Here is a 21,942-nt window from a genome sequence, read left to right as displayed (position 1 = left end):
TGCGCACCGATGGCAGGCGTCGCCTCGACCAGCGGCGAGTCTCCCCATGCATCGCGCCCACACATTGCCGGTATCGCCGATCGCTGTTTCCGCTCCGGCCGGTTCATCCATAGATTGGCGCCGATCAGCAATGTCGCCGATTCGCACCGGGAGGCCCCGTGACAACCAGCGCCCACGAGGTGGTGCATCTTCGCACCTTCGCCGCACCCGCCCACACCGCCTGTGGACGTAAGCCGATGGCTTCGCACACGCAGGCCGAGAGGCAACAGGGATGACGGCGATCGAGTCCGCGGTCATCGCCGGAGGCGGCATCTCCGGCCTCGCACTGTCTTGCCTGCTCGCCGCAGAGGGCATCAAGGTCGACCTGCTCGAGGCGTATCGCACCTCGGCCCCCGTCGGTTCAGGCATCAGCCTGCAGGGCAACGCGCTGCGGATGCTGGACCGGGTGGGCGTGTGGGAGGAGGTGCAGCGTCACGCATCGGTGTTCGACGCGCTGGTCCTGCGGGCCCCGGACGATGCCGGCACGGAGCTGTTCCGTGTCGACACGCACCGGTCGGGCGGCCCCGAGTACCCGGCGGCCGCGGGGATGTACCGGCCGGACCTCGCGCGCGTCCTCCGTGCCCGCGCGGACGAGCTCGGCGTCACCGTGCACGAAGGCACCCGCGTCGTGGGCATCTCGCAGGACGCCGACCATGCCCGGGTCACCGCGGCCAGCGGGCTGACCCGGGAGGCCGACCTCGTGGTCGGAGCCGACGGCCTGCACTCGACGGTGCGGAAGCTGCTCAGGATCCGCACGCAACCAGAGATGCTCGATTTCGGCGTGTGGCGGGCGTTCGTGCCGCTCGCCCACGACGTGACCTGCACCGAGCTCATCTACGGCGGAGCGGCGTACTACTCCGGCTACTCCCCCACCGGGCCCGACAGCATGTACGTATACATCGTCGACGACTACCGCGACCGGTCCCACCTGTCAGCGGAGCAGATGCTCGAGGAGATGCGCGCTCTCGCATCGCAGTACCACGGCCCGTGGGACGAGATCGTGACGACCCTGACGAGCACGTCCGCGCTCAACTACACCCGCATGAGCGCGCTCTTTCTGCCCGGAGACTGGCACCGCGGCCGCGTCGCCCTGATCGGCGATGCCGCGCACAGCTGCCCGCCGACGCTCGCGCAGGGCGCGGCCCAGGGTCTCGAGGACGCCGTCGTCCTGGCGGATCTCCTGGCGCGCCGGGACCGCCTCGACGAGGACCTCTGGGACGAGTTCTACGCCCGCCGCGTGCCGCGCGCTCAGGCCGTCGTGGAGAGCTCGCTGCAGATCGCGGAGTGGCGGCGCGAGGCCGACAGGAACCGCGAGTCGGCCGAGCTCATGACCGACGTCAGCAAGCTGCTCGCGCAGCCCCTTTAGCCGGATGACGACGCTGAGCGCGCTCGCCTTCCCCTCGACGTGACGAAGGAGCCCCATGACCGCGCCGAGCGAGGACCCCGCCGATCTCGATCGCAACGATCCCGAGGGCGAGATCGGCATGCGCGCCCTCGCCTACCGCAACTGGGGCCGTTGGGGCGGGGACGATGTGCTCGGCACCCTCAACCACATCGACGGCCCCGCGCGCGTCGCTGCCGCGGCGCTGGTGCGGACAGGACGCGTGATCTCGCTTGCGCAGCGCTTCGACACCTCCGGCCCGCAGAAGGGCTGGCGGCGTCGCACCAACCCGGTGCACACGATGACCGACACCGGGACGGACGCGGAGCGCGGCTCGCAGGGCTTCCCGCACGGCATCGGCGGGGCGGACGATGTCATCTCGATGCCGCTGCAGTGCTCGACGCAGTGGGACGGCCTCGGCCACATCTTCGACCACGGCGCGGCGTGGAACGGGCGCAGGGCCGGCGACGTCGTGACGAGCGACGGCGACCGCGTCACCGGGATCGAGAACGCCGCGGACGTCATCGTCGGGCGCGGCGTCCTGCTCGATGTGGGCCGCGCCCTCCGCCCCGGCAGCGGCGAGCTCGAGGACGGCTACGCGATCACCGCCGCGGACCTCGAGCGCACCATCGCGGCTCAGGGCACCTCGAGCATCGTCCGGCGCGGTGACATCGTCGCGGTGCGCACCGGGCAGTTCAGCCGTACGCGTCGCGACGGCTGGGGCGACTACGCCGGCGGCCCGGCGCCGGGGCTCTCGCTCACGACCGCCGGATGGCTCCACCGCACTGAGATCGCGGCGATCGCTACGGATACGTGGGGTTTCGAGGTCCGCCCCAACGAGTTCGACGCGCCCTCGTTCCAGCCTCTCCATCAGGTCGTCATCCCCAACATGGGGCTGACGGTCGGCGAGATGTGGAACTTGGACGAGCTCGCTCTCGCGTGCGCGGCAACCTCGCGCTACGAGTTCCTCCTGTCCGCAGCGCCGCTGCCGATCACGGGGGCGGTGGGCTCCCCCATCAATCCGGTGGCGATCCTCTGACCGGCCGCCCTGCCCGCGGGCATGACGAAGGCGGGGACCGGAGGGATCCCCGCCTTCGTGAAGGAGGATCAGACCGGGACGGCGGTGAAGGCCTCGACGGCCTTGCGCGCCTCGTTGCCGTACACGGCGGACGGGCCGCCGCCCATGAGGATCGCGACGCCGATGGTCTCGTAGATCTGCTCTGCCGTCGCGCCCGCCGCGAGGGCGTCCTTGACATGACACGTGATGCACCCGCCGCAGCGCACCGAGATCGCGATCGCGAGCGCCAGAAGCTCCTTGGTCGACTTCGGAAGGGCGCCGTCCGCGAGGGCGGCGTGGTGCAGCGCGAAGAAGCTCTTGATGGTGCCGGGGATGTGCTCGCCGAGGGCGCCGATGCCGCACATCACGTCGTCGTAGTGCTCCTGGTGGTTCATCGTGGACCCGTCCTTTCGGGGTGGTGGATCCGGCTTCTTCGCCGGCGTTTGGGTACGTGCCCACGGTAAGGAACAGATGTCAAGGAGTCGCGGGACCATCGTCCCCACGCGCCCTCAGAGAGCGTGAAGGCGGGCCGCGCGGCGCCGAGCGGACGGAATCGACGGCTGGGTCGCACGGGGCTCACCGACGACATTGGCCGTCTCGCCGATGCCGTCGACGACGATCCGCACGGTGTCGCCGGGCCTCAAGGCAGGCGGGTCGAACTCGCCGGTGCGGCCCCACGTCTCCGCGAGGCAGCCCTTCCCGGCCGTTCCAGAGGCGAGCACGTCTCCGGGCGCGACGCGCGAGTCGCGCGACGCGTAGGCGATGAGCTCCGGGAACGTCCAGGCCATCCGCGACAGGTTGTCGCTGCCGAAGGCCACGCCGTTGACCTCGACCACCACGGGGACATCGAGGAACCCGTCGTCCGTGAGGCGGTCGGCGAACTCGTCCGCGGTCACGATCCACGGCCCCAGGGTGGTGCCGAAATCCTTGCCCTTGCACGGCCCGAGGTTGACCTTCATCTCACGCGCCTGCAGATCGCGCGCGCTCCAATCGTTGAAGATCGTGTAGCCGAAGATCTGGGCCGCCGCGCGCTCGACGCTCATGTGCCGGCCGTCGCACTCCCGGGTCGCGCCGATCACCACGGCGACCTCGAGCTCGAAGTCCAGCCGCGAGGTCCGCGGGGGCACGATGGGCTCGGTGGGGCCGATCAGGGTGTGGGGGTTGGTGAAGTAGAAGGTGGGGGCCTCGTACCACTCGTCGGACACCGTCGCGTCGGGCGACCCGCCCTTCACCATGCCCTCGACGTGCTCCTCGAAGGTCACGAAGTCACGGACGCTCCGTGGGACGAGCGGAGGAACGAGCCGGACGGTGTCGAGCGGACGCCAATCCGAACGGTCACCCTCCTCGATCACCTCACGGCCGAACGCGAGCGTGGTCGGCAGGCCGGCTTGGATCAGGACGTCGACGGGCCTGCCCTCGGGCAGGGGCACGGCATGGCCGTCGTGGATGAAGCCCGCCTCGATCGTGCCGTCGCGTCGCTGCCATCGTGCGATCTTCATGACCTTCCCTTCCCGTGCGCCGGAACGCGCTCGGGCGCGCGCAGCAGGACCCCTGCGTTGGCGACGACGCTCGCGGCGATCGTCTCGACCTCGGCCGTCGATCCCGAGTCCCAGCCGCGATAGTTGGTACCGAAGACCAGGCGGTCCGGGTTCGCGACCGCGCGCAGCAGCGTCAGGGACTCCTCCGAGTTGACGTGCGTGTCGAACCACAGCCGCGAGAACTGCGCGTCGAACTCCTCGACCGTGATCGGCGAACGGGGCAGCGCGGCGAACGCGCGCAACCGACCGTGCTGGAACGCGAAGCTCCCGCCGCCGTGGCTGACGTACACGTCCAGACGAGGGTGCCGGAGCAGCACCCGCCCGAAGAGCAGCGAGGCCACCGCGAGGGTCTCCTCGTGCGGGTACCCGAGGGTCACGTGCCAGTCGAAGCGGTCGAGGCGGGGATCGCCCGCAGGGCCGTCGACGCCCGGCACCGTCGAGTGGACGAAGAGCGGCACGTCGAGGTCGATGCACGCCTGGTAGATGTCATCCAGGTCGGGGTGGTCCAGCGACGCCCGGGCGTCGGTGCCGATGTAGGCGCCCACGAGCCCCAGCTCGCGCACCGCGAACTCGAGCTCGCGGATGGCGGCGGCGACGTCCACGGTCGGCAGCGCGGCGAACCCCTTGAGCCGACCCGGCTGCTGAGCGCACCAGTCCGCCATGAGAGTGTTCGCGGAGCGGAGGAACGGCTGCGCGACCTCGGTCGGGGTGTGCGTAAGCAGCCACAGCGGCGACAAGGACAGCACCTGGACGTCGATGCCGTCCTCGTCGAGCGAGTCGACCCGCTGCTGCGCGGTCTCGGCTAGGCTCGACTTGGGCCCGATCGGCCAGCGGTAGCCGCCGACGACGATCTCGTGGCGCCCCTCGCCCACCCTGCGGATCTCCGGCCCGAGCGCTCCGGCCGTGCCCAGCAGCTCGTCGAAGAACAGGTGGGCGTGGACGTCGATCACCGCGTCGCCTCCTCCGGGTACGCGTGCACGGAGCTCTGCGGCGGCAGGGGTCGGAACTGGTGGCCCCAGATCTCGCTGCGGTTGCCCCAGCGTCGGTCGATGCGGCGCATGCTCCAGGCGTCGTCGTCGTCGATCACCAGGGAGTCGGCACCGAACTCGAGGTCGAAGCCGCTGGGCGTGCGCGTGTAGAACGACAGCTGCTCGTCGCCGGCGTGCCTCCCGAGGCTCGCGCTGATTTCGTACTCGCTGCGTTGCGCCAGGTCGTAGGCGCGTCCCACATCGTCGATGTCGGTGCTCTCCACCATCACGTGGTTGAGCCCGAGCGAGCCGGGGATGCCCCAGATCGCGAGGCTGTGGTGGCGCGGGTTGCAGCGGAGGAACGCCATGGGGCCGATGCCGACGTCGACGATGTCGCTGCACTTGAACCCGAGCGTGACCTCGTAGAACTGGCTCGCGATCTCCAGGTCGGGGACGATGAGCACGGCGTGGCCGAGACCCTGGTCGCCGGTGATGAACGACGACGTCGCGCGCTGGCCGCGGAACGTGCGGTCCATGTGGCCGGGTCCCCAGAAGAGCTCGTGACGCACCCCGAACGGGTCATGGAACGAGGCCAGCGCGCTCACGCGACGCTCGTCCGCGAGTTCAGGGGGCTCCTCGACCACCTCGACACCCTTGCCTCGCAGGTCGTCGATGGCGGCGGCGAAGTCGAGCCTGTTGGACGTCTCCCAGCCCAGGTGGAGCAGACGGTCGTCGGGGCCCGGCTCGATGCGCATGCGGTACATGCGGTCGTCCCAGCGCAGGTTGACGGCGCCGGACTCGTCCTGCTCGCTCTCGAGCCCGAACACCTCCGTCGCGAACCGTGGCCACTCGTCCGCGCGCGGCGACTGGAACGCCACGTAGCCGAGACTGTGGATCGGGGTCATTGCGGCCTCCTGCCGTCGGTCCATCGACGGCTCTGGTCGCCATCGACGTTCGCTCATGCCCGCACGCCGAGGCGATCCGGGTGTCCCCACCGTAGGAAGCCGCGGCATGTGCGCGGAAATGGTTCTTCGCGATGCCCGCTATCACCAACTGCTACGCTCCCCGCACGAGAAGGAGGACGCCGTGGTCGCCCGATTGGAATCCATCGATCTCAATCTTCTGGTCGCGCTCAACGCGTTGCTCGAGGAGCGCCATGTGACCAACGCGGGCGCGCGCCTCCACATCGGCCAGTCCGCGATGAGCGGGATCCTCCGGCGCCTGCGCGGCTACTTCGGCGACGAGCTGCTGGTGAGGGTGGGCAACGAGCTGCAGCTCACCCCGTTCGCCGAGAGCCTGCGGCCGGCCGCGCGCGCGGCCTACGACGCCGCGAGCGAGCTGTTCTCGGGGGGCGTCGAGTTCGACCCGCTCACCTCGGAGCGCGTGTTCAGCATCTGCGTCTCCGACTATTCGCTGTTCCGCATCGGCCCCGCGCTCATGGAGATCCTGCGGGACGAGGCACCGAACGTGGGAGTCTCGTTCGAACCGACGCCGACCACCTTCATCAGGGATCCCGACGGCGCCCTGCTGCAATGCGATGTGCTGGTCCTCCCGGTCGTGTACCTACCTGCGTACGCGAGCGCGTCGATGCCTCTGTTCGACGACGACTTCGTCGTCGTGACCTCGAGCTCGCACCCGTTCGCCCAGCGTCCCGAGCTCACGATGGAGGACCTGCAAAGCTCTCCTCAGCTGCACGCCGAGCTCGGGCCGCGCAGCCAGCTGCGCCCGCTCGCCGGCGTCGACGCGCACCTCGCGCTCGGCACCACGGGGCCGCATGCGTCCTTGCACTCCTACCTGGCGATGCCGCACCTGCTCCGCCGTAGCTCACACTGGGCGCTGATGCCGCGATCGCTGGCGGCGAACGCGTGCGACTCGGAGGACTTCGCTGTCGCGGAGACGCCGTTCGAGAGCGAGACGTTCACGGAGCACGCCTTCTGGCATCCGTCCCGCCAGCGTGACACTGGGCTTGCCTGGCTGAAGACCGTCCTCGGCCGCGTCGCCGCGTCGGCGGTCTTGCGCGCGCCGGGGTGACGGGTCCATCGGCTTTCTCCGCTGCGCGAGGACGACTCCCCATCCTCAGAATCCGATGTCGCTCTCGACCGCACGGCGTCTGATCTGTTAACAATATCGTCGACAGAATCGCCAGGATCTCAATGAGGAGGCGCGGGTGGCGACTTTCGTTCTCGTCCACGGGGCGTGGCACGGCGGGTGGTGCTGGGACCGGGTCGCGGAGCACCTCCGCCGCGGCGGCCACGAGGTCCACGCCCCGACGCTCACCGGCCTGTCCGAGCGGAGCCACCTGCTCTCCCCCCTCGTGGGACTCGAGACGCATATCGAGGACATCACCCGGCTCATCGACGTCCTCGGGCTCGAGGACGTCGTGCTCGTCGGGCACAGCTACGCGGGCCAGGTCGTCAGCGGTGTGGCCGATCGGCGCTCCGACGCGATCGCGGTGCGCGTGTACCTCGACGCGTTCGTGGCGGACGACGGGGACGCGGCGCGAGACCTGCTGCCCGAGAACGTCGCACACCACTGGGCGGAGGCAGCGGCCGAGAAAGGTTTCGGGTGGCTCGTCCCGGTCCGGGACCTGACGGTGCTCGGGGTCGAGGACCCGGCCGATCGCGACTGGCTCTTACCTCGCCTCACCGCCCATCCGTGGAAGACCTACACCGATGCGCTCCGCCTCGGAGGCGACCTGGCACGGGTGTCCGCAGCGTTCATCGAGTGCGTGAGCTGGATGCGGGTGTTCCGCGGCCAGGCCGATCGGGCACGTGCCCGCGCCTGGCCGGTGCACGAGCTCGAGACCGGGCACGAGGCCATGGTGACCGCGCCGCAGGCGCTGGCCGACCTGCTGACCGGGATCGCGGCCGCGTCTGCCCTGCCACCTGCGGACGGCGACATCGTGTCCGCCCAGACGAGCAAGGTGGGCTGACATGGAGTTCCTGGTGCGGTCCGAGAACCGTCTCCCGGCAGACACGCCGACCAAGCGCCGCGAGGAGCTGCGCAGCGCCGAGCGCGTGCGAGCCATGGAGCTGCGCGCGGAGGGAGTCCTGAAGAGGCTGTGGCGGGTCCCCGGCCGCAACGCGACAATCGGGCTCTACGAAGCCACCGACGCCACCGCACTGCACGCGGCGCTCACGTCGCTGCCGATGGCGCCGTGGCTCGACGTGACGGTGGAAGCGCTGGCGACCCACCCTCAGGAGCAGGCGCCGTAGGCCGTGGCGCCATCCGATGCTGGGCCAGTCCCATGGGGATGCATCCATGAGGCTGCCGAGCGTCGCGACGGGCGATCGCCCGGGAGCACAGTTGGCGCGTCAACAGCCCGCGGGGAAGGCCTGCCTACCTCATCGACGAAAGCAGTTCCACGGGCCTGGGTGCCGGAGTCACCTTCTGAACAGCCGTCAAGCAAGTACTGAAAGTGATGGCCAAATCGGCCCTCAGGAGGCAACAAGAAGGCCGCCCTTCGCGGCATTTACCAGGAAGAACGGCCTCCGTCACGTCGGGCTGACAGGATTTGAACCTGCGACCCCCTGACCCCCAGTCAGGTGCGCTACCAAGCTGCGCCACAGCCCGTGACAGCGGTTAACTATATCGGAAACTCGGGCGACCAAAGACCACACAGCACCCCGAAACCGGCACAACAAAGTCACCACCGTTCGCCGCGACACGGCCCGCAACCGCCGCATCGTCCCTCGCAACCCCTACGATCGCGGTACTGCTCACCGACGAGGAGAACCGTGCTCGACACCGCCATCATCGGCGCCGGCCCCGCGGGCCTGGCCGCCGCCCACGCGCTCAAGGAGCGCGGCCTGCCCTACACGCACCTGGAGCGCAACTCCGGGGTCGGCGGCCTGTGGGACATCGAGGCTCCCGGAAGCCCCATGTACGAGTCGGCCCACTTCATCTCGTCGAAGACGATGTCGGGCTTCCCGAGCTTCCCCATGCCGGACGACTACCCGGACTACCCCAGTTACAAGCAGATCCTCTCCTACCTGCGCGCGTTCGCGGCGGAGAACGGGCTCGACCAGCGCATCGAGTTCGACACCGCCGTGGAGAAGGTCGACAAGATCGAAGGCGGCTACCGCGTGACCCGCGCCAACGGCGTGACCTCGGACCACGCCCACGTCATCGTCGCGCCCGGCGTCCAGTGGATCCCCAACGTCATCGACCTGCCGGGCCGCTACACGGGCGAGGTGCGCCACACCGTCACGTACCGCAGCGCGAAGGAGCTCGAGGGCCGCCGCGTCCTCGTCATCGGCGCGGGCAACTCCGGCGCCGACATCGCATGCGACGCCGCCCGTTCCGCCGACCGTGCCGTGATCAGCCTGCGCCGCGGCTACCACTTCATCCCCAAGCACGTCTTCGGCAAGCCCGCCGACGTGTTCGCGGACGAGGGCCCCACCATGCCGATGTGGCTCGAGCAGCGCGTCTTCGGCGTTCTCCTCAGGATCCTCAACGGCGACCCGACCCGCCTGGGCCTGCCCAAGCCCGACCACAAGGTGTTCGAGACGCACCCGCTCATGAACACCCAGCTCCTTCACCACCTGGGCCACGGCGACGTCACCGCGCGCCCGGCGATCAAGGACATCGAGGGCACCGTCGTCACGTTCGCTGACGGGAGCACCGAGGACGTCGACCTCATCCTGCTCGCGACCGGCTACCACCATGCCGTCCCGTTCGCGCAGGAGCTCATGGGCGAGGGCCCGCACCCGGACCTCTACCTCACCGCCTTCTCCAGGAACGAGGGCCTCTACGGGCTCGGGTTCGTCGAGACCAACGGCGCCGCGTACGTGCTCATGGAGCAGCTCGCGACGATGATCGCCCAGCACATCGAGGACCGCGAGAAGCGGCCCGACCGATGGCAGCAGTTCGAGCGCGTCATCGCGACCGACACCCCCGACCTCACCCGCGGCATCAGGTTCGTGGACTCCACCCGCCACGCCGGCTACGTCGACGGCGTCGCCATCACCAAGTACCTGCACCGCACAGCCAAGCGCATGGGCTGGACCATCCCGTGACGGCGCGGCTCGACCTCACGGACCGCGTGGTCGTCGTCACCGGCGGCGCCGGCGGCATCGGCAGTGCGTTCGGCGCCCTCGCCGCCGAGCGCGGCGCCCGCATCGTCGTGGTCGACGTGAGGGACGATGCCGCGGCCCGGGCCGTCGCGGCCCTTCCGGGCGGCGAGGGCCGCCACGCCGCGGAGTCCTGCGACCTGACGGACCGGGCGCAGGTCGAGGCGCTGATCGCGCGGATCGGTGACCGTCACGGACGGATCGACGTGCTGGTCAACAACGCCGGGATGACCAGCGCGGATCGCTTCGACGAGCGTTCTGTGGAGAGCATCGAGCGGGAGCTCGCGGTCAACCTCACCGCTCCCCTGGTGCTGACGCGGCTCGCGGTGCCGTTGCTGCGCGCGTCCGACGACCCGCGCGTCATCACCACCGTGTCGCTGGGCGGGATCTTCCCGCTGGGCGAGACGCCCATCTACACGGCAAGCAAGTTCGGGCTGCGCGGCGCGATGCTGTCGATCGCGCTGGACCTGCGCGACAAGGGCATCACGGTGAGCTCGGTGCTGCCGTCCGCCACGGACACGCGCATGCTGCGCCAGGAGGCGCTCGACGGCGGCAACTCGCTCCAGTTCCAGGACCCGCCGCAGTCGCCCGAGCACGTCGCGCGCACCATGATGGGGCTGCTCGACCGCCCGAAGCTCGAGGCGTACCCGCGGCCAAGCGAGTCGTGGCTGGTGCGCGCCGCGCTGCTGGTGCCGAACGCTCTCCCCCGGCTCATGCCGCTCTTCCGCGGAAAAGGCGAGCGGGGGCAGGAGCGCTACCTGCGCGAGCTTCGCGAGCGGGGTCTCATCGCGACCGTCGACGGCGTGGAGCGCGCGGTGGAGGCGTAGCCGCCACGCGCTCTCAGCCGAGGTGCTCGACCAGCGCGTCGAGGAACGCCCCCGGCCGCTCGAGGTGGGGCGAGTGCCCGCAGCCCGCGAACGTCACCTCGCGGTACGTGCCGCCGTTCGCCGCGTAGCGGGCGAGGACGGCACGCGTCTGCGCGATCATCGGCTGCGCGGGCGCCTCGTCCTCGCCGGGCCACCCCGGGATCGCGCCGAGCGCCCCCAGGTGGTTGAGGTCGAACAGCGACGTGTCGGACACGATCGCGTCGGCGTCGCCTCGCACCCATAGGATCGGGGGCTTGACGTCCGACTCGGCGATCGCGGAGACGTCGAACCAGCACGGCGCCATGGTGTTGAGCACGCCTCGACGGCCGGGGCCGAACCCGGGCCACCCGTCCGCGGCGACCGCGTCGCCCGGGTAGTTGTCCTCTCCGGTCGCTGTCGTGAGCATCGACTCCACCCACAGATCCTCGAGCACTGCCGGCTCAGCGGATGGGGCCACGTACGCCGCTCGGAACACGGCGCGAGGCGACACCGCCTGATCCGCGGTCCGGTCCCCCGCCGCGATCGCGGCGACGAAGGCGGGGTTGGCGCCGCCACCGCCGGTGCCCGCGCAGTCCTCGCGCAGCAGCCGGCCCTCGGGCCCCGCGGTGCCCCCGAAGCCGTACGGCGAGACCGGCGCGACGAGCGTCATGCCGGAGACCAGCTCCGGGCGGTCGAGCAGCAGCTGCATCACGACGCCGGCACCCATGGACCAGCCGATGAGCTCGACCGGGCCCGTCTCGAGCGCATCGAGCACCGAGGCGACGTCATCCGAGAAGTCCCGCACGCCTCGCGTCGCGTGCACGGGAAGCACCGACGACGCGCCGAAGCCGCGCAGGTCGATCGCGACCGCGCGCACGTCCTCGGGCAGTCCCAGCATCGTGGGCTGCCAGAACACCGCCGACGAGACGTTGCCGTGGACGAACACGGCCGTGCGGCGCGGCGCCGCGGCCTCGCGCTCGATCAGGTGCGCGACGAGCCGAGGCGTCTCGATCAGCCTGGACACCAGGCCGTCCATCGGCGCGGTGCGGTCCTCCTGCGTGGCGGTCATGCGGTGCTCCTCTCCCCTGCGAAGGCGGCGGCCACCGCGGGGGCGACCGCTGCGGCGCCCGCGGGTGACATCACCAGCGTGTAGTGGTTGACGCCGTCGACCCGTACGTGCCGGATGGCCGGACGGTCGGCGAGCATGGAGGCGAGGCGGGACTCCTCGTACAGCCCGGGCTCCTCGTCGAGGAGCCCACGGGGCGCGGTCATGAGGAGCGTCGGCTTGTCGAGCGCCGCGAGCGCCTCACGAAGCGCGTCGCCGGTGTTGAGGTCGACGGTGTCGTCGACCGTGGTGGCGTAGCTCGTCGCGGGTCGCAGACCGCCGTCGCCGGGCACGAGGTCGTAGGCGAAGTAGTCTTCGAGCTCGGGAGTCCAGCAGCGCGTGAACGCGGGGTGGGCGCGCCAGAAGCCAAGGTAGTCGTCGACGTCACGGAAGCGCATCGACAGCCGTTCCGCGGTAGGGCCGAGGATCGCGGCCACGGTGTCCTCGGCGGACAGCCCCGCCGGCACCGCGAGCGGAAGGCCGCCGTCGAGGAGCGCGAGCCTGGACACCCGCGTGGGCGCACGATGCGCGAGCACCACGGCCACGAACGCACCCATCGAGTGGCCGACCACGGGCACCCCGTCGAGCCCGAACGCATCGAGCACCGCGACGATGTCTCGCGCGTGGGCCGCCATGCCCGCAGCGCCCTGCACGCCGTGGCTGGCGCCGCGACCCCGCAGGTCGGGCGCGATGAACCGCATGCCGGGCACACGGCTGACCAGGTGGGTGAAGGCGAGGTGGGAGCTGGTGACGCCGTGCACCAGCAAGGCGGTGCCCGTGGGCTCCCCCGTGGGCTCCCAGACACCCACCGCGAGGGCGCCGCCCTCGACGGGCACCTCGACGCGGCGATAGGCGTGCGCGGTCATCGGGCCGTCCATCCGCCGTCGAGCGTGTACGAGGCGCCGGTCGCCATGCCCGCGGCGTCGGACGTGAGCCAGCCGACCAGCGACGCGACCTCCTCGGGCTCGACGAGCCGCTTGACCGCGGTCTCGGTGAGCATGATGCGCTCGACCACCTCATCCTCGGGGATCCCGTGCACCCGGGCCTGGTCCGCGATCTGCTTCTCGACCAGCGGCGTCCGCACGTACGCGGGATTGACGCAGTTGCTTGTCACGCCGTGAGCGCCACCCTCGAGCGCGGTGACCTTCGACAGTCCTTCGAGGCCGTGCTTGGCGGCCACGTACGCGGACTTGTAGGCGGAGGCACGCAGGCCGTGGACCGACGACACGTTGACGATGCGCCCCCAACCGCGCTCGTACATGTGCGGCAGCGCGGCGCGGATGAGCAGGAACGGGGCGATGAGCATGATGTCGTTCAGGAGGCGGAACGCGTCCGGGTCGAACGCGTCGAGCGGGGACACGCACTGGAGGCCCGCGTTGTTGACGAGCACGTCGACGTCGAGGGTGAGCGTGTCGAGCTCGCGTGTGCGTGAGAGGTCGACGTGCCAGGCCTCGCCGTCGATGTCCTGGGCGACGGCGTCGGCGGCCTCGGCGTTGATGTCGGCCACGACCACGCGGGCACCTCGCCCGGCGAGCTCCCTCGCGCACGCGAGACCGATGCCGCTCGCGCCGCCGGTGACCAGGGCCCTGCGCCCCTCGAGATCGGTCGCCATCACCCTTCCTTCCCGGCGCTGAGCGCGTTGCGCACCACTCTCATGACGGACTCGAACACGTGGTCGGGCAGCCGCGGCGCGCCGTCGTCGGTGCGCTCCCAGAGGAGGTAGCGCATGCCGATGAGCTCGCCGATCCCCATGAGCGTCCACGCGGTGACCTCGGGGTCGAGACCGCGGTCGACGTCGCCCTCGGCCTGCGCACGGCGCAGGCCCTCCTCGTAGCCGGCGACGATGCGCTGGTAGTGCTCGCGCATCGTCCCTGGCGAGACGTACTCGGCCTCACGCACCACCCGGTAGAGCGCCGGGTGCTCCGCGGTGAAGCGGAAGAACCCGGCGAAGCCGGCGCGCTCGGCCTCCATGCGGGTGGCGGCTCCCGCCATCTCCTCGCTCATCGCATGGCGCACACGCCGGTTGAGGTCGAGGGCGAGCGCCTCGAAGATCGCCTGCTTCGAGTCGAAGTAGAGGTAGAACGTGCCGAGGCCGATGCCCGCACGCTCGGTGATCTTGACGATCGACGCCTCGTGATAGCCCTGATCCGCGAACACGTGCTCGGCGGCCTCGAGCAGCCGGCCGCGCGTCCGCTCGCCACGCTTGGTCAGCGGCTTGCCGGCCGCCGAGGTCGGCTCGTCGATCTCATCGACGCTCATCGGACGCCTCCTTCGCTGCTCGTGCCGCGCGATCCCGCAGGAGCGTGCGGCGAACCTTCTGCGAACCGGTGCGCGGGAGCTCGTCGACGAGGACGATCCGCACCGGGACCTTGAAACCGGCGAGGTGGTGGCGGGCGTGCGCGAGGAGCTCATCGTCGGACACGAGAGAGCCTGCGCGCGGCTGCACGAACGCGACCCCGCGCTCTCCCCACACCGGGTCGGGCACCCCGACCACCGCCGCCGCCTCGACGAGCGGATGCTGCTCGAGCGCGCGCTCGACCTCCGCAGGCGCGACATTCTCACCGCCGGAGATGTAGATGTCCTTGAGCCGGTCGACCACCCGGTACACGCCCGAGGCGTCACGCGCCGCGAGGTCTCCGGTGCGCAGCCAGCCGTGGTCGAGCGCCCGGGCGGTGGCCCCGGGGTCGCCCAGATAGCCGGCGAACACGCTGGGGCCGTGGACCTGGAGCTCGCCGGTCGCCGGGCCGTCGAGCGTGAGCCCGCTCTCCGGGTCGACGAGCCTCACCTCGACGTGAGGGTAGGGACGACCGACGGCCCCCGGGTGACGCGATGCCTCCGCAGCGGCCAGGCACAGTACGTTCGGGCCCGCCTCCGTGAGGCCGTACCCCGCCGTGAGCGTGACACCGCGGTCGGCCCAGGCCGCGAGCAGGTCCGGGGCGGCGGTCGCACCACCGACCACGGCGAGCCGCAGCGAGGACACGTCCGCCGCATCCCAGCCCGGGTCGTCCGCGAGCAGCCGGTACTGCGTCGGCACTCCCATCGTGCACGTGACACCGCGCTCGGCGATGAGCCGCAGCACGCGGGACGGCTGGAACGTGCTCTCCAGCACCACGGTGGCGCCGCGCCACCACGCGAGCAGCGGCTGCACGTTCCACGCGGCCACGTGGAACTGAGGGAGCATCGCGAGCACCACGTCGTCCTCGTCGAGCGGCAGCGCGCCCGCGAGCGCGAGGTTGTTCCAGAAGCAGCCCTCGTGCGTGAGGATCGCACCCTTGGGCTCCGCCTCGGACCCCGACGTGTACACGATGAGGAGCGCGTCGTCGTCGCGGACCGCGCGCGCCGTGTCGGTGCGGCCCGAGGCCGGCACGCGCGCCTCGATGCCGGCGCTGCCGAGCATCGCGACCGGCGGGGCCTGGTCGTCCCCGTTCGCGATCTGCATGGCCTCGGCCACCAGCGTCGCATGCTCGTCGTCCGCGGCCACGATCGCCGGTCGGGAGCTGCTCAGCAGCCGGGACAGCTCCTCGGCTGTGAGCCGCCACGACAGCGGGACGAACGCGATCCCCGCGAGGGCGCATCCGAAGAACAGCACCACATGGTCGGCCGAGCTCGCGGACACGGTCGCGATCCGGTCGCCGGGACCGTAGCCGCCGTCGCGCAACCGGGCGGCGAGCGAGACTGCCCGGTCGGCCAGCGACCTGTAGTCGACGGTGAGGCCACGGTCATCGATGGCGATACGCTCCGGTGAACGCGCGGCGCTGTCGACGAGCCACCGTCCGACGGTGTGCGGGGCGTTCACGACCGCGCCTCCTGCCCCGCCGTCTCCAGGACCTGCTCCGCGCCCTCGACGCGCCCGGCCGGCGCATCGTCCGACACCACGGGTGCCCCGTGCGCGCGGCCGGACCGGCGACGGCTCATCCACGAGTCGACGGTGCCGGCGATGCCGCCGGGCAGGAACATCACCACGAGGATGAACAGCACGCCGAGGATGAAGAGCGGCTCGGACAGCGGCACGCGCAGCACCGACGGCAGCGACGCGATCGCGTCGGAGCCGGCGAGCACCGTGAGGCGCTGGTCGAGGATCGTGTAGACCACACCGCCCACGATCGCACCCCACCGGTAACCCACGCCGCCCAGCACCACGATGACGAGCACCGTGATGGTGAGGTCCGTCGAGACGGATCGCGGCACGGTCCCTGACTGGAGCAGCATGTACGCGACGCCGACCAGGGAGGCGCACAACGCGGCGATGACGAAGACGAGCAGGCGGGCGCGCGACGGCTCGAGCCCGAGCACCCGGACGCGCAGCTCGTTCTCGCGGGTCGCGCGTGCGAGGTGCCCCAGCCGCGACCGGTCGACCCACACGGACACGAGGTACACGAGCACGAGCACCGCGAGCGTCGCCCAGTACAGGTTCCGGGTGTTCACCACGCCGACCAGCCAGTCGGGCACGCCGTCCGTGTTGAGGCTGAGGCCCTCCTCCCCGCCCGTGACGGCGGAGTTGCGTCGCACCAGCACCGATCCGGCCTGGGCGAACGCGAGCGTCACCATCGCGAACGGGATGCCGGACACGCGCATCGACACCGCCCCTGTCACGAGCGCGATGACGAGCCCGCCGATGAGTGCGATGAAGACCCCCGGCCATAGCGGGACCCCGAGGTTCTCGAGGCCGATGCCGAGCCCGTACGCGCCGGCGCCGAAGTAGAGCGCGTGGCCGAACGAGAGCATCCCGGCGGTGCCGAGGAGCATGTTGTAGCTCAGTGCGAGGGCCGCGAAGATCATCGCGAGCGACAGCAGCGCGAGGGTGCCGGGCTGGTAGGTCGGCGTCGGCAGGACGCCGGGCACCGAGAGGTTGAGCAGCGGCAGGCAGACCATGAGGACGACGAGCCCGACTCCGACGAGCAGCGGGACGGGGACGCGGCGCGCGGCCGCGACGGCGGTTGTCATGCGAACCTCCTTCCGAGAAGGCCGGACGGTCGCACGAGGAGCACCCCTGCGAGTGCGACCACGACGATGATGTCGCCCGTGCCGCCCAGGTAGTAGTTCGCAAACTGCTGCAGCACTGCGACCAGGACTGACGCGATGGCCGCGCCCGGCAGCGAGCCCAGCCCGCCGATGACCGTGACGATGAACGCGAAGATCAGCAGCGTCGAGCCGAGGTGTGCGGACACGTAGCCGGTGTAGTGGGCGGCGAGGACACCACCCACGCCGGCGGCCGAGCCGCCGATCGCGAAGACCAGCAGGAACGCGGTGCGCACGTCGATCCCGAGCGCGGTCACCATGGCGCGGTTCTCGACGCCGGCGCGGATGATCGTGCCGAAGCGGGTGTAGCGGAGGAACACCACGAGAGAGATCAGCAGCGCGGTGGCCGCCGCCATGAGCACCCAATAGGTGTTCGGCACCTGCGCGCCGAGCACGCCGGTGGTCTCCCGCATCCACGCGGGCGCCTGGATGTAGATGGGATCGGAGCCCCAGATCCCCTCGAACAGGGCGACCGCGGCGAACGCGAGGCCGACGGTGACGAGGACCTGCTCGATGTGCCGTTCGTACAGCGGTCGGATGAGCGCGAGCTCGGTGAGCGCCGCGACGCCCGCGCCGACGAGGCCGCCGACCAGGATCGACACGGCGAACGCCCACCAGGAGGTGGAGTCGAGCCGCCGCGCCACCTCGAATCCCATGAAGGCGCCGAGGGTGAGGAACGCGCCGTGCGCGAAGTTGAGGACGTGCATGAGTCCGTAGATCAGGCTGAGACCCGAGGCGACGAGGAAGTACAGGGCGCCGAGACCGACGCCGGTGAGCAGGACCAGGACCAGCGTGCTCATCGGGCGCCTCCCGCCGCGGGAGCGACGCCGACGCCGAGGAGGCGATGAGTGAGGGCCTCGTCGCCGAGGATGTCCGCGGCGCGACCCGTGTGGACCACGCGGCCGTCGCTGATGACGATCGCGTCGGTGGCGAGACGGCGCACGACGTCGAGGTTCTGCTCGACCAGGAGGATGGGCACGGTGGTGGACGCCTCCTCGAGCGCGTCGGCGACCTGGTCGACGATGAGGGGTGCGAGACCCTTGGTCGGCTCGTCGACGAGCAGCAGGCGGTTGTCGTTGAGCAGCGCGCGAGCGAGCGAGACCATCTGCTGCTGGCCGCCCGAGAGCGTGCCCGCCATCTGGCGGCGCCGCTGCACCAGGTCGGGGAACAGCGAGTCCACGAGGTCGCGGCGCGGCTGGCGCTGGCGGACCGCGAGCTGGAGGTTCTCCTCGACGGTGAGGCTTCCGAAGACCTCGCGGTCCTCGGGCACATAGCCGACGCCCTTGCGGACGATGCGGTGGGTGCGCAAGCCGTCGATGCGCTCGCCCGCGAGACGCACCTCGCCGGCGCGATCGATGAGGCCGAGGATCGCGCGGATCGTTGACGTCTTGCCGACGCCGTTGCGACCGAGCACCGCGGTGATGCCGGTGGCGGGGACCGCGAAGGAGACGTCCTCGACCACCTGCTGGCCGTTGATGGACGCGTGGAGGCCCTCGACCTCGAGGATGGCGCTCATGCGGCGCTCCCCAGGTAGGCGGCCTGAACCCGGGGGTCGGCCATGATCCGTTCCGGCGTGTCGAAGGCGACGATGCGACCCGCCACGAGCACCGCGACCTTCTCGACGAGGCCCATGAGGACCTCGAGGTGGTGCTCGACCATGAGGACGGTGCAGCCCTTGACCCGATGCAGGTCGCGGATGCGCTCGACCAGGCCGGGGACATCGCCCGATCCCACGCCTGCCATGGGCTCGTCGAGGAGGACGAGCCGGGCATCGGTGGCGAGCAGCACCGCGATCTCGAGCTTGCGCTTGTCGCCGTGCGAGATGTCCCCGGCCGGGGCGTGAGCGCGGTGCTCGAGCCCGACCTGGGCGAGGGCGTCGCGTGCGGCCGCAGTGGCCGCATCGTCCCCGCGTGGGAAGCGCAGCAACGAGTAGCTGCCGCCACGGGCGGCCTGTGCGGCGACCCGGACGTTCTCGAGCACGCTCAGCCGGGGGAAGTTGCTCGAGGTCTGGAACGTGCGACCGAGCCCCGCCCGCGCCCTCGCGGCGACCGAGGTCGCCGTGATGTCGCGGTCGTCCATCAGCACGCGGCCCGACGTCGGCGTCACCACCCCGGAGATCGCGTTGAAGAGCGTCGTCTTGCCGGCCCCGTTGGGGCCGATGACGCCGACGAGCGAGCCGGGCGGGATGTCGAGGTCGATGCCGTCGAGGATGGTGGCGCCGCCGATCTTCAGGCCGAGACCCTCGATGCGGAGCGCGGACGGGACTGCGGTGCTCATGGGTCCGTCTACCCCGCCTCGGCCGGCGCGACGTCCGCGGCCGGGACGGTCGCGACGAGCTCGGGCGAGAAGGAGTCGCCGTCGGCGACGAGCCGCACCTGGAACATGTCCTGCAGGAGCGCGTGGTCGCTCTCGCGGACCGTCATCGTGCCCTTCGGGCCTTCGAACGAGAAGCCCTCGAGCGCCGCGATCATGGCGTCGACGTCGCCTGCACCCTCCTCGATGGCCTGGACCACCATGAGCGCCGCGTTGAAGCCGTCGGGGCTGAACAGGTCGGCGGTGCCGCCGGCGCCCTCGATGTGCTCCACCATCGCCGCGTTGACCTCGTTGTCGGTCGCGCCCGCGAAGTAGTGGTTGAGGAACTTGATCGACTCCGAGGCTTCGCCGTACGCGCCGTACGTGGCGACATCGCCCAGGCCGGTCACCACCGGAACCTCGTCGAGCACGCCCTGCTGGCTCATCGACTGCCACATCGCACCCGAGGTCGCACCCGCCCAGGCCACGAAGACGAGGTCCGGCTTGGCGTCGAGCACCTGCTGCGCGAAGGTCGTGAACTCGGTGATGTCCTCCGCGACGAGGATCGACGAGACCTCGGCGCCCTGTCCGCCGAGGATCGCGTCGACCGCCGCGACGTTGCCCTGACCGAAGGCCGAGTCCTGCGCGAACACGAGGACCTTCTTGCCCTCGACGTCGTCGAGGAACGCACCCGCCGTCGCGACATCCTGTGCGCTCTGACGGCCGGACCGGAAGGTGTAGTCGTTGATCCCGGTGATCGCGTCCGCCGCGGCGGCTCCCGAGATGTAGAGCACCTGATTCTGGGCGGCCTGCTCGGCGACGGCGAGCGCGACGCCCGACGAGACCGTGCCCGTGAGGATGTCGACACCCGAGCCGATGAGCTCCTTCGCGGCCGTCACGGCCTTGTCAGCGTCGCCCGCGTCGTCGCGGTTCTCGATCACGATGGTCGTGTCGCCGACCATGTTCGTGCCGTCGGTCGCGTAGTCGAGACCGGCCTCGAAGCCCGACAGGAACTGCTCGCCGTACCCGGCGAGGACTCCCGACTCGCTGGTGATGACGCCGACGGTGACCTCGGTCGCCTGGGACGTCCCCGCCGAGGTGGAGGACGAGCTCGACGGCTCGGCGCCGGGAGACTCGGCGGTGGGTGCGCAGGCTGCCAGGATGGTAGTCAACGCGGCTACGGCGCCGATGAGCGCTGCCTTCTCTTTACGCATGGGGACTGCCCTTTCGCCGTTGAAAGTTGCGTACCTGAAAGGTGATTCAGGTTACGGGTGACGCTACGGGCAGCCGCGTCCCGCGTCAAGCACTGTGGTCGCCCGCGTGTCGCGCCGACCGGCGGCGACCTGTCAGGCGGCGGGCTCCGGCGCGCCACGGTGGACGCGCACCGTGTTGCGGCCGGCCGCCTTCGCCTCGTAGAGCGCGGCGTCTGCGCGGGCGAGCAGGTCCGCGAACCCGACTCCGGGCTCCGCGGCCGCGACGCCGTGGCTGGCGGTCGGTGATTCCGCGCCGGATCCGCCTCCATGCGCGACCTCGAGCTCCGGCGCCGCCACGAATCGCCGCGTGACCGCATCGGCCCGCGCCGCCGCCTCGTCTGCCGTGGCGCCGACGAGCACCGCGACGAACTCGTCGCCACCCAGGCGGCCCACGACGTCGGCCGCGCCCAGCTCCGCCTGCCATGCGCGAGCGAACGCGACGAGCGCGCGGTCGCCCTCGGCGTGGCCGTGGGTGTCGTTGACGCGCTTGAAGAAGTCGAGGTCGGAGACCACGACGGCACAGCGGCCTGACGCGGCCCGGTCCGCGACGATGACCTCCGCCCGGGCGAGCAGCTCCGCGCGCCCCAGCACCCCGGTCAGGTCGTCGGTGGTCGCGCGGCGGTGCAGGTCCTCGCGCTGGGAGGCCTCCGCGAGGTGCGCGGCCGCCAGGGTGACCGCGGTGACCGTCGCGATGAGCACCAGGGTGGTCTGGCCGGTCCCGCCGACGGTCTGGAAGAGGTCGCTGTCGGGGCCCTCGGTGACGAAGGCGACCAGCCGGACGCCGTAGAACAGCGCGTAGACGGTGGCGGCGGCCGCGAAGGTGAGGAGCGCGCCGCGTGCGGACGCGCCCGACCCGGCCGCAGCATCGTCCCCGAGCCGCCACATGCGCCACATCTCGGCGCTTGCCGCACCCACCGTGGCGCCCATCGCCGCGAGGAAGTACGCGCCGCCCGCCCAGGTCTCGTGTGCGGGATCCCCGAGCCCACCGGTCGCCAACGCGCCCAGGACCGCGGGGACGGTGACCCACCGCGAGAGGGTCGCGCCGCGCACCGAACGCGCGGCGCGCAGCACCAGCACTCCGCCGAGCACGCCGGCGGTGTTCGCCAACGGGACGGTGATGGCCTGGAGGGCGGAGCCGTTGCCCATGAACAGGACGGTGCTGGCGCCATAGGCGACGAGCGCGCGGGCCCACCACGCGAGGATGGGCGCCCCCGACGTCCGCCGCAGCACGATCACGGTGTGGACGGCGGCCAGGGCGACCACGATGGCGAGCGCGAGGCGCACGCTCATCGGATCGATCACCCGGTCAGCGTACGGATGCGCACGCGCGCCGCAAAGTCCGGTGTGGGCGTTGTCACACCCTCGTACCTGCC

The 21,942-nt window shown here is 71.1% G+C and carries 22 protein-coding genes and 1 tRNA gene; 7 read left to right on the top strand and 16 right to left on the bottom strand.

Annotated features, from left to right (window positions below; translation table 11 throughout):
* Positions 1-271 precede the first annotated feature (271 nt).
* Complete coding sequence (locus AOM01_RS09290; RefSeq protein ID WP_062292309.1) at positions 272-1,405, top strand: FAD-dependent oxidoreductase; 1,134 nt, start codon at positions 272-274, stop codon at positions 1,403-1,405.
* A gap of 55 nt (positions 1,406-1,460) precedes the next feature.
* Positions 1,461-2,459: a cyclase family protein gene (locus AOM01_RS09285; protein WP_062292307.1), complete on the top strand. Its 999-nt coding sequence runs from the start codon at positions 1,461-1,463 to the stop codon at positions 2,457-2,459.
* 68 nt (positions 2,460-2,527) lie between these two features.
* Here AOM01_RS09285 and AOM01_RS09280 read toward each other — a convergent pair whose 3' ends face one another.
* The 4 genes from AOM01_RS09280 to AOM01_RS09265 form a co-directional block, all read right to left on the bottom strand.
* Positions 2,528-2,872, bottom strand: a complete 345-nt coding sequence (locus AOM01_RS09280; protein ID WP_062292304.1) for a carboxymuconolactone decarboxylase family protein — start codon at positions 2,870-2,872, stop codon at positions 2,528-2,530.
* A gap of 114 nt (positions 2,873-2,986) precedes the next feature.
* Positions 2,987-3,976 (bottom strand): fumarylacetoacetate hydrolase family protein, encoded by a 990-nt coding sequence (locus AOM01_RS09275; RefSeq protein WP_062292302.1) that lies wholly within the window; start codon positions 3,974-3,976, stop codon positions 2,987-2,989.
* Positions 3,973-4,965: an amidohydrolase family protein gene (locus tag AOM01_RS09270; protein WP_062292298.1), complete on the bottom strand. Its 993-nt coding sequence runs from the start codon at positions 4,963-4,965 to the stop codon at positions 3,973-3,975. Before AOM01_RS09270 ends, AOM01_RS09275 begins: the two co-directional genes overlap by 4 nt.
* Positions 4,962-5,888 (bottom strand): VOC family protein, encoded by a 927-nt coding sequence (locus AOM01_RS09265; protein WP_062292295.1) that lies wholly within the window; start codon positions 5,886-5,888, stop codon positions 4,962-4,964. The genes AOM01_RS09270 and AOM01_RS09265 overlap by 4 nt, the downstream gene beginning before the upstream one ends.
* Positions 5,889-6,069: 181 nt before the next feature.
* Here AOM01_RS09265 and AOM01_RS09260 point away from each other — a divergent pair, with 181 nt between their 5' ends.
* From AOM01_RS09260 to AOM01_RS09250, 3 genes are all read left to right on the top strand, one after another.
* Positions 6,070-7,014 (top strand): LysR family transcriptional regulator, encoded by a 945-nt coding sequence (locus tag AOM01_RS09260; RefSeq protein ID WP_169746542.1) that lies wholly within the window; start codon positions 6,070-6,072, stop codon positions 7,012-7,014.
* A gap of 136 nt (positions 7,015-7,150) precedes the next feature.
* On the top strand, positions 7,151-7,915 hold the full coding sequence (locus AOM01_RS09255; RefSeq protein WP_062292290.1) for an alpha/beta hydrolase: 765 nt from the start codon (positions 7,151-7,153) through the stop codon (positions 7,913-7,915).
* A 1-nt stretch (position 7,916) separates the two neighbouring features.
* Complete coding sequence (locus AOM01_RS09250; RefSeq protein WP_062292287.1) at positions 7,917-8,198, top strand: muconolactone Delta-isomerase; 282 nt, start codon at positions 7,917-7,919, stop codon at positions 8,196-8,198.
* 284 nt (positions 8,199-8,482) lie between these two features.
* On the opposite strand, the gene AOM01_RS09245 is transcribed toward AOM01_RS09250, so the two are convergent.
* Positions 8,483-8,556 (bottom strand) — tRNA-Pro (locus AOM01_RS09245).
* Positions 8,557-8,720: 164 nt separating this feature from the next.
* Between AOM01_RS09245 and AOM01_RS09240 the strand changes: the two genes are divergently transcribed.
* Positions 8,721-10,001, top strand: a complete 1,281-nt coding sequence (locus AOM01_RS09240; RefSeq protein WP_228374266.1) for a flavin-containing monooxygenase — start codon at positions 8,721-8,723, stop codon at positions 9,999-10,001.
* Positions 9,998-10,882, top strand: coding sequence for an SDR family NAD(P)-dependent oxidoreductase (locus AOM01_RS09235; protein ID WP_062292283.1), 885 nt, complete (start codon positions 9,998-10,000; stop codon positions 10,880-10,882). The genes AOM01_RS09240 and AOM01_RS09235 overlap by 4 nt, the downstream gene beginning before the upstream one ends.
* Positions 10,883-10,895: 13 nt before the next feature.
* Here the strand turns inward: AOM01_RS09235 and AOM01_RS09230 are convergent, their stop codons facing one another.
* From AOM01_RS09230 to AOM01_RS09180, 11 genes are all read right to left on the bottom strand, one after another.
* On the bottom strand, positions 10,896-11,969 hold the full coding sequence (locus tag AOM01_RS09230) for an alpha/beta fold hydrolase (RefSeq protein WP_062292280.1): 1,074 nt from the start codon (positions 11,967-11,969) through the stop codon (positions 10,896-10,898).
* Positions 11,966-12,871 carry an alpha/beta hydrolase gene (locus tag AOM01_RS09225; protein ID WP_062292277.1) on the bottom strand — a complete coding sequence of 302 codons (906 nt, stop codon included), beginning with the start codon at positions 12,869-12,871 and terminating at the stop codon, positions 11,966-11,968. Before AOM01_RS09225 ends, AOM01_RS09230 begins: the two co-directional genes overlap by 4 nt.
* Positions 12,868-13,617, bottom strand: coding sequence for a 3-hydroxybutyrate dehydrogenase (locus AOM01_RS09220; protein WP_062292275.1), 750 nt, complete (start codon positions 13,615-13,617; stop codon positions 12,868-12,870). The genes AOM01_RS09225 and AOM01_RS09220 overlap by 4 nt, the downstream gene beginning before the upstream one ends.
* The gene (locus tag AOM01_RS09215) at positions 13,617-14,264 is read right to left on the bottom strand and encodes a TetR/AcrR family transcriptional regulator (RefSeq protein ID WP_062292272.1); all 648 of its coding nucleotides are present in this window, start codon (positions 14,262-14,264) and stop codon (positions 13,617-13,619) included. Before AOM01_RS09215 ends, AOM01_RS09220 begins: the two co-directional genes overlap by 1 nt.
* Positions 14,251-15,801, bottom strand: a complete 1,551-nt coding sequence (locus tag AOM01_RS09210) for a class I adenylate-forming enzyme family protein (protein ID WP_062292269.1) — start codon at positions 15,799-15,801, stop codon at positions 14,251-14,253. Before AOM01_RS09210 ends, AOM01_RS09215 begins: the two co-directional genes overlap by 14 nt.
* Complete coding sequence (locus AOM01_RS09205) at positions 15,798-16,949, bottom strand: branched-chain amino acid ABC transporter permease (protein WP_082110137.1); 1,152 nt, start codon at positions 16,947-16,949, stop codon at positions 15,798-15,800. The genes AOM01_RS09210 and AOM01_RS09205 overlap by 4 nt, the downstream gene beginning before the upstream one ends.
* Positions 16,946-17,824 carry a branched-chain amino acid ABC transporter permease gene (locus AOM01_RS09200; RefSeq protein WP_062292267.1) on the bottom strand — a complete coding sequence of 293 codons (879 nt, stop codon included), beginning with the start codon at positions 17,822-17,824 and terminating at the stop codon, positions 16,946-16,948. Before AOM01_RS09200 ends, AOM01_RS09205 begins: the two co-directional genes overlap by 4 nt.
* On the bottom strand, positions 17,821-18,540 hold the full coding sequence (locus tag AOM01_RS09195; protein ID WP_062292264.1) for an ABC transporter ATP-binding protein: 720 nt from the start codon (positions 18,538-18,540) through the stop codon (positions 17,821-17,823). The genes AOM01_RS09200 and AOM01_RS09195 overlap by 4 nt, the downstream gene beginning before the upstream one ends.
* Entirely contained in the window at positions 18,537-19,301 is a 765-nt protein-coding gene (locus AOM01_RS09190) for an ABC transporter ATP-binding protein (RefSeq protein WP_062292262.1), read from the bottom strand. Before AOM01_RS09190 ends, AOM01_RS09195 begins: the two co-directional genes overlap by 4 nt.
* Positions 19,302-19,309: 8 nt before the next feature.
* Entirely contained in the window at positions 19,310-20,530 is a 1,221-nt protein-coding gene (locus AOM01_RS09185) for a substrate-binding domain-containing protein (protein WP_062292259.1), read from the bottom strand.
* Between the two features lie 132 nt (positions 20,531-20,662).
* Positions 20,663-21,871: a GGDEF domain-containing protein gene (locus AOM01_RS09180; protein ID WP_156155915.1), complete on the bottom strand. Its 1,209-nt coding sequence runs from the start codon at positions 21,869-21,871 to the stop codon at positions 20,663-20,665.
* Positions 21,872-21,942: the final 71 nt, after the last annotated feature.

This window comes from Demequina phytophila (genome assembly GCF_000971135.1).
Taxonomy (GTDB): Bacteria; Actinomycetota; Actinomycetes; order Actinomycetales; family Demequinaceae; genus Demequina; species Demequina phytophila.
This window is presented reverse-complemented; position numbering and strand designations above follow the sequence as displayed.

Excerpts from the sequence above, each read along its gene's own strand:
- AOM01_RS09190 (WP_062292262.1), bottom strand. The coding sequence starts at position 19,301 with ATGAGCACCGCAGTCCCGTCCGCGCTCCGCATCGAGGGTCTCGGCCTG.
- AOM01_RS09285 (WP_062292307.1), top strand. The coding sequence starts at position 1,461 with ATGACCGCGCCGAGCGAGGACCCCGCCGATCTCGATCGCAACGATCCC.
- AOM01_RS09265 (WP_062292295.1), bottom strand. The coding sequence starts at position 5,888 with ATGACCCCGATCCACAGTCTCGGCTACGTGGCGTTCCAGTCGCCGCGC.
- AOM01_RS09250 (WP_062292287.1), top strand. The coding sequence starts at position 7,917 with ATGGAGTTCCTGGTGCGGTCCGAGAACCGTCTCCCGGCAGACACGCCG.
- AOM01_RS09230 (WP_062292280.1), bottom strand. The coding sequence starts at position 11,969 with ATGACCGCCACGCAGGAGGACCGCACCGCGCCGATGGACGGCCTGGTG.
- AOM01_RS09280 (WP_062292304.1), bottom strand. The coding sequence starts at position 2,872 with ATGAACCACCAGGAGCACTACGACGACGTGATGTGCGGCATCGGCGCC.
- AOM01_RS09195 (WP_062292264.1), bottom strand. The coding sequence starts at position 18,540 with ATGAGCGCCATCCTCGAGGTCGAGGGCCTCCACGCGTCCATCAACGGC.
- AOM01_RS09290 (WP_062292309.1), top strand. The coding sequence starts at position 272 with ATGACGGCGATCGAGTCCGCGGTCATCGCCGGAGGCGGCATCTCCGGC.
- AOM01_RS09185 (WP_062292259.1), bottom strand. The coding sequence starts at position 20,530 with ATGCGTAAAGAGAAGGCAGCGCTCATCGGCGCCGTAGCCGCGTTGACT.
- AOM01_RS09200 (WP_062292267.1), bottom strand. The coding sequence starts at position 17,824 with ATGAGCACGCTGGTCCTGGTCCTGCTCACCGGCGTCGGTCTCGGCGCC.
- AOM01_RS09205 (WP_082110137.1), bottom strand. The coding sequence starts at position 16,949 with ATGACAACCGCCGTCGCGGCCGCGCGCCGCGTCCCCGTCCCGCTGCTC.
- AOM01_RS09225 (WP_062292277.1), bottom strand. The coding sequence starts at position 12,871 with ATGACCGCGCACGCCTATCGCCGCGTCGAGGTGCCCGTCGAGGGCGGC.
- AOM01_RS09215 (WP_062292272.1), bottom strand. The coding sequence starts at position 14,264 with ATGAGCGTCGATGAGATCGACGAGCCGACCTCGGCGGCCGGCAAGCCG.
- AOM01_RS09275 (WP_062292302.1), bottom strand. The coding sequence starts at position 3,976 with ATGAAGATCGCACGATGGCAGCGACGCGACGGCACGATCGAGGCGGGC.
- AOM01_RS09220 (WP_062292275.1), bottom strand. The coding sequence starts at position 13,617 with ATGGCGACCGATCTCGAGGGGCGCAGGGCCCTGGTCACCGGCGGCGCG.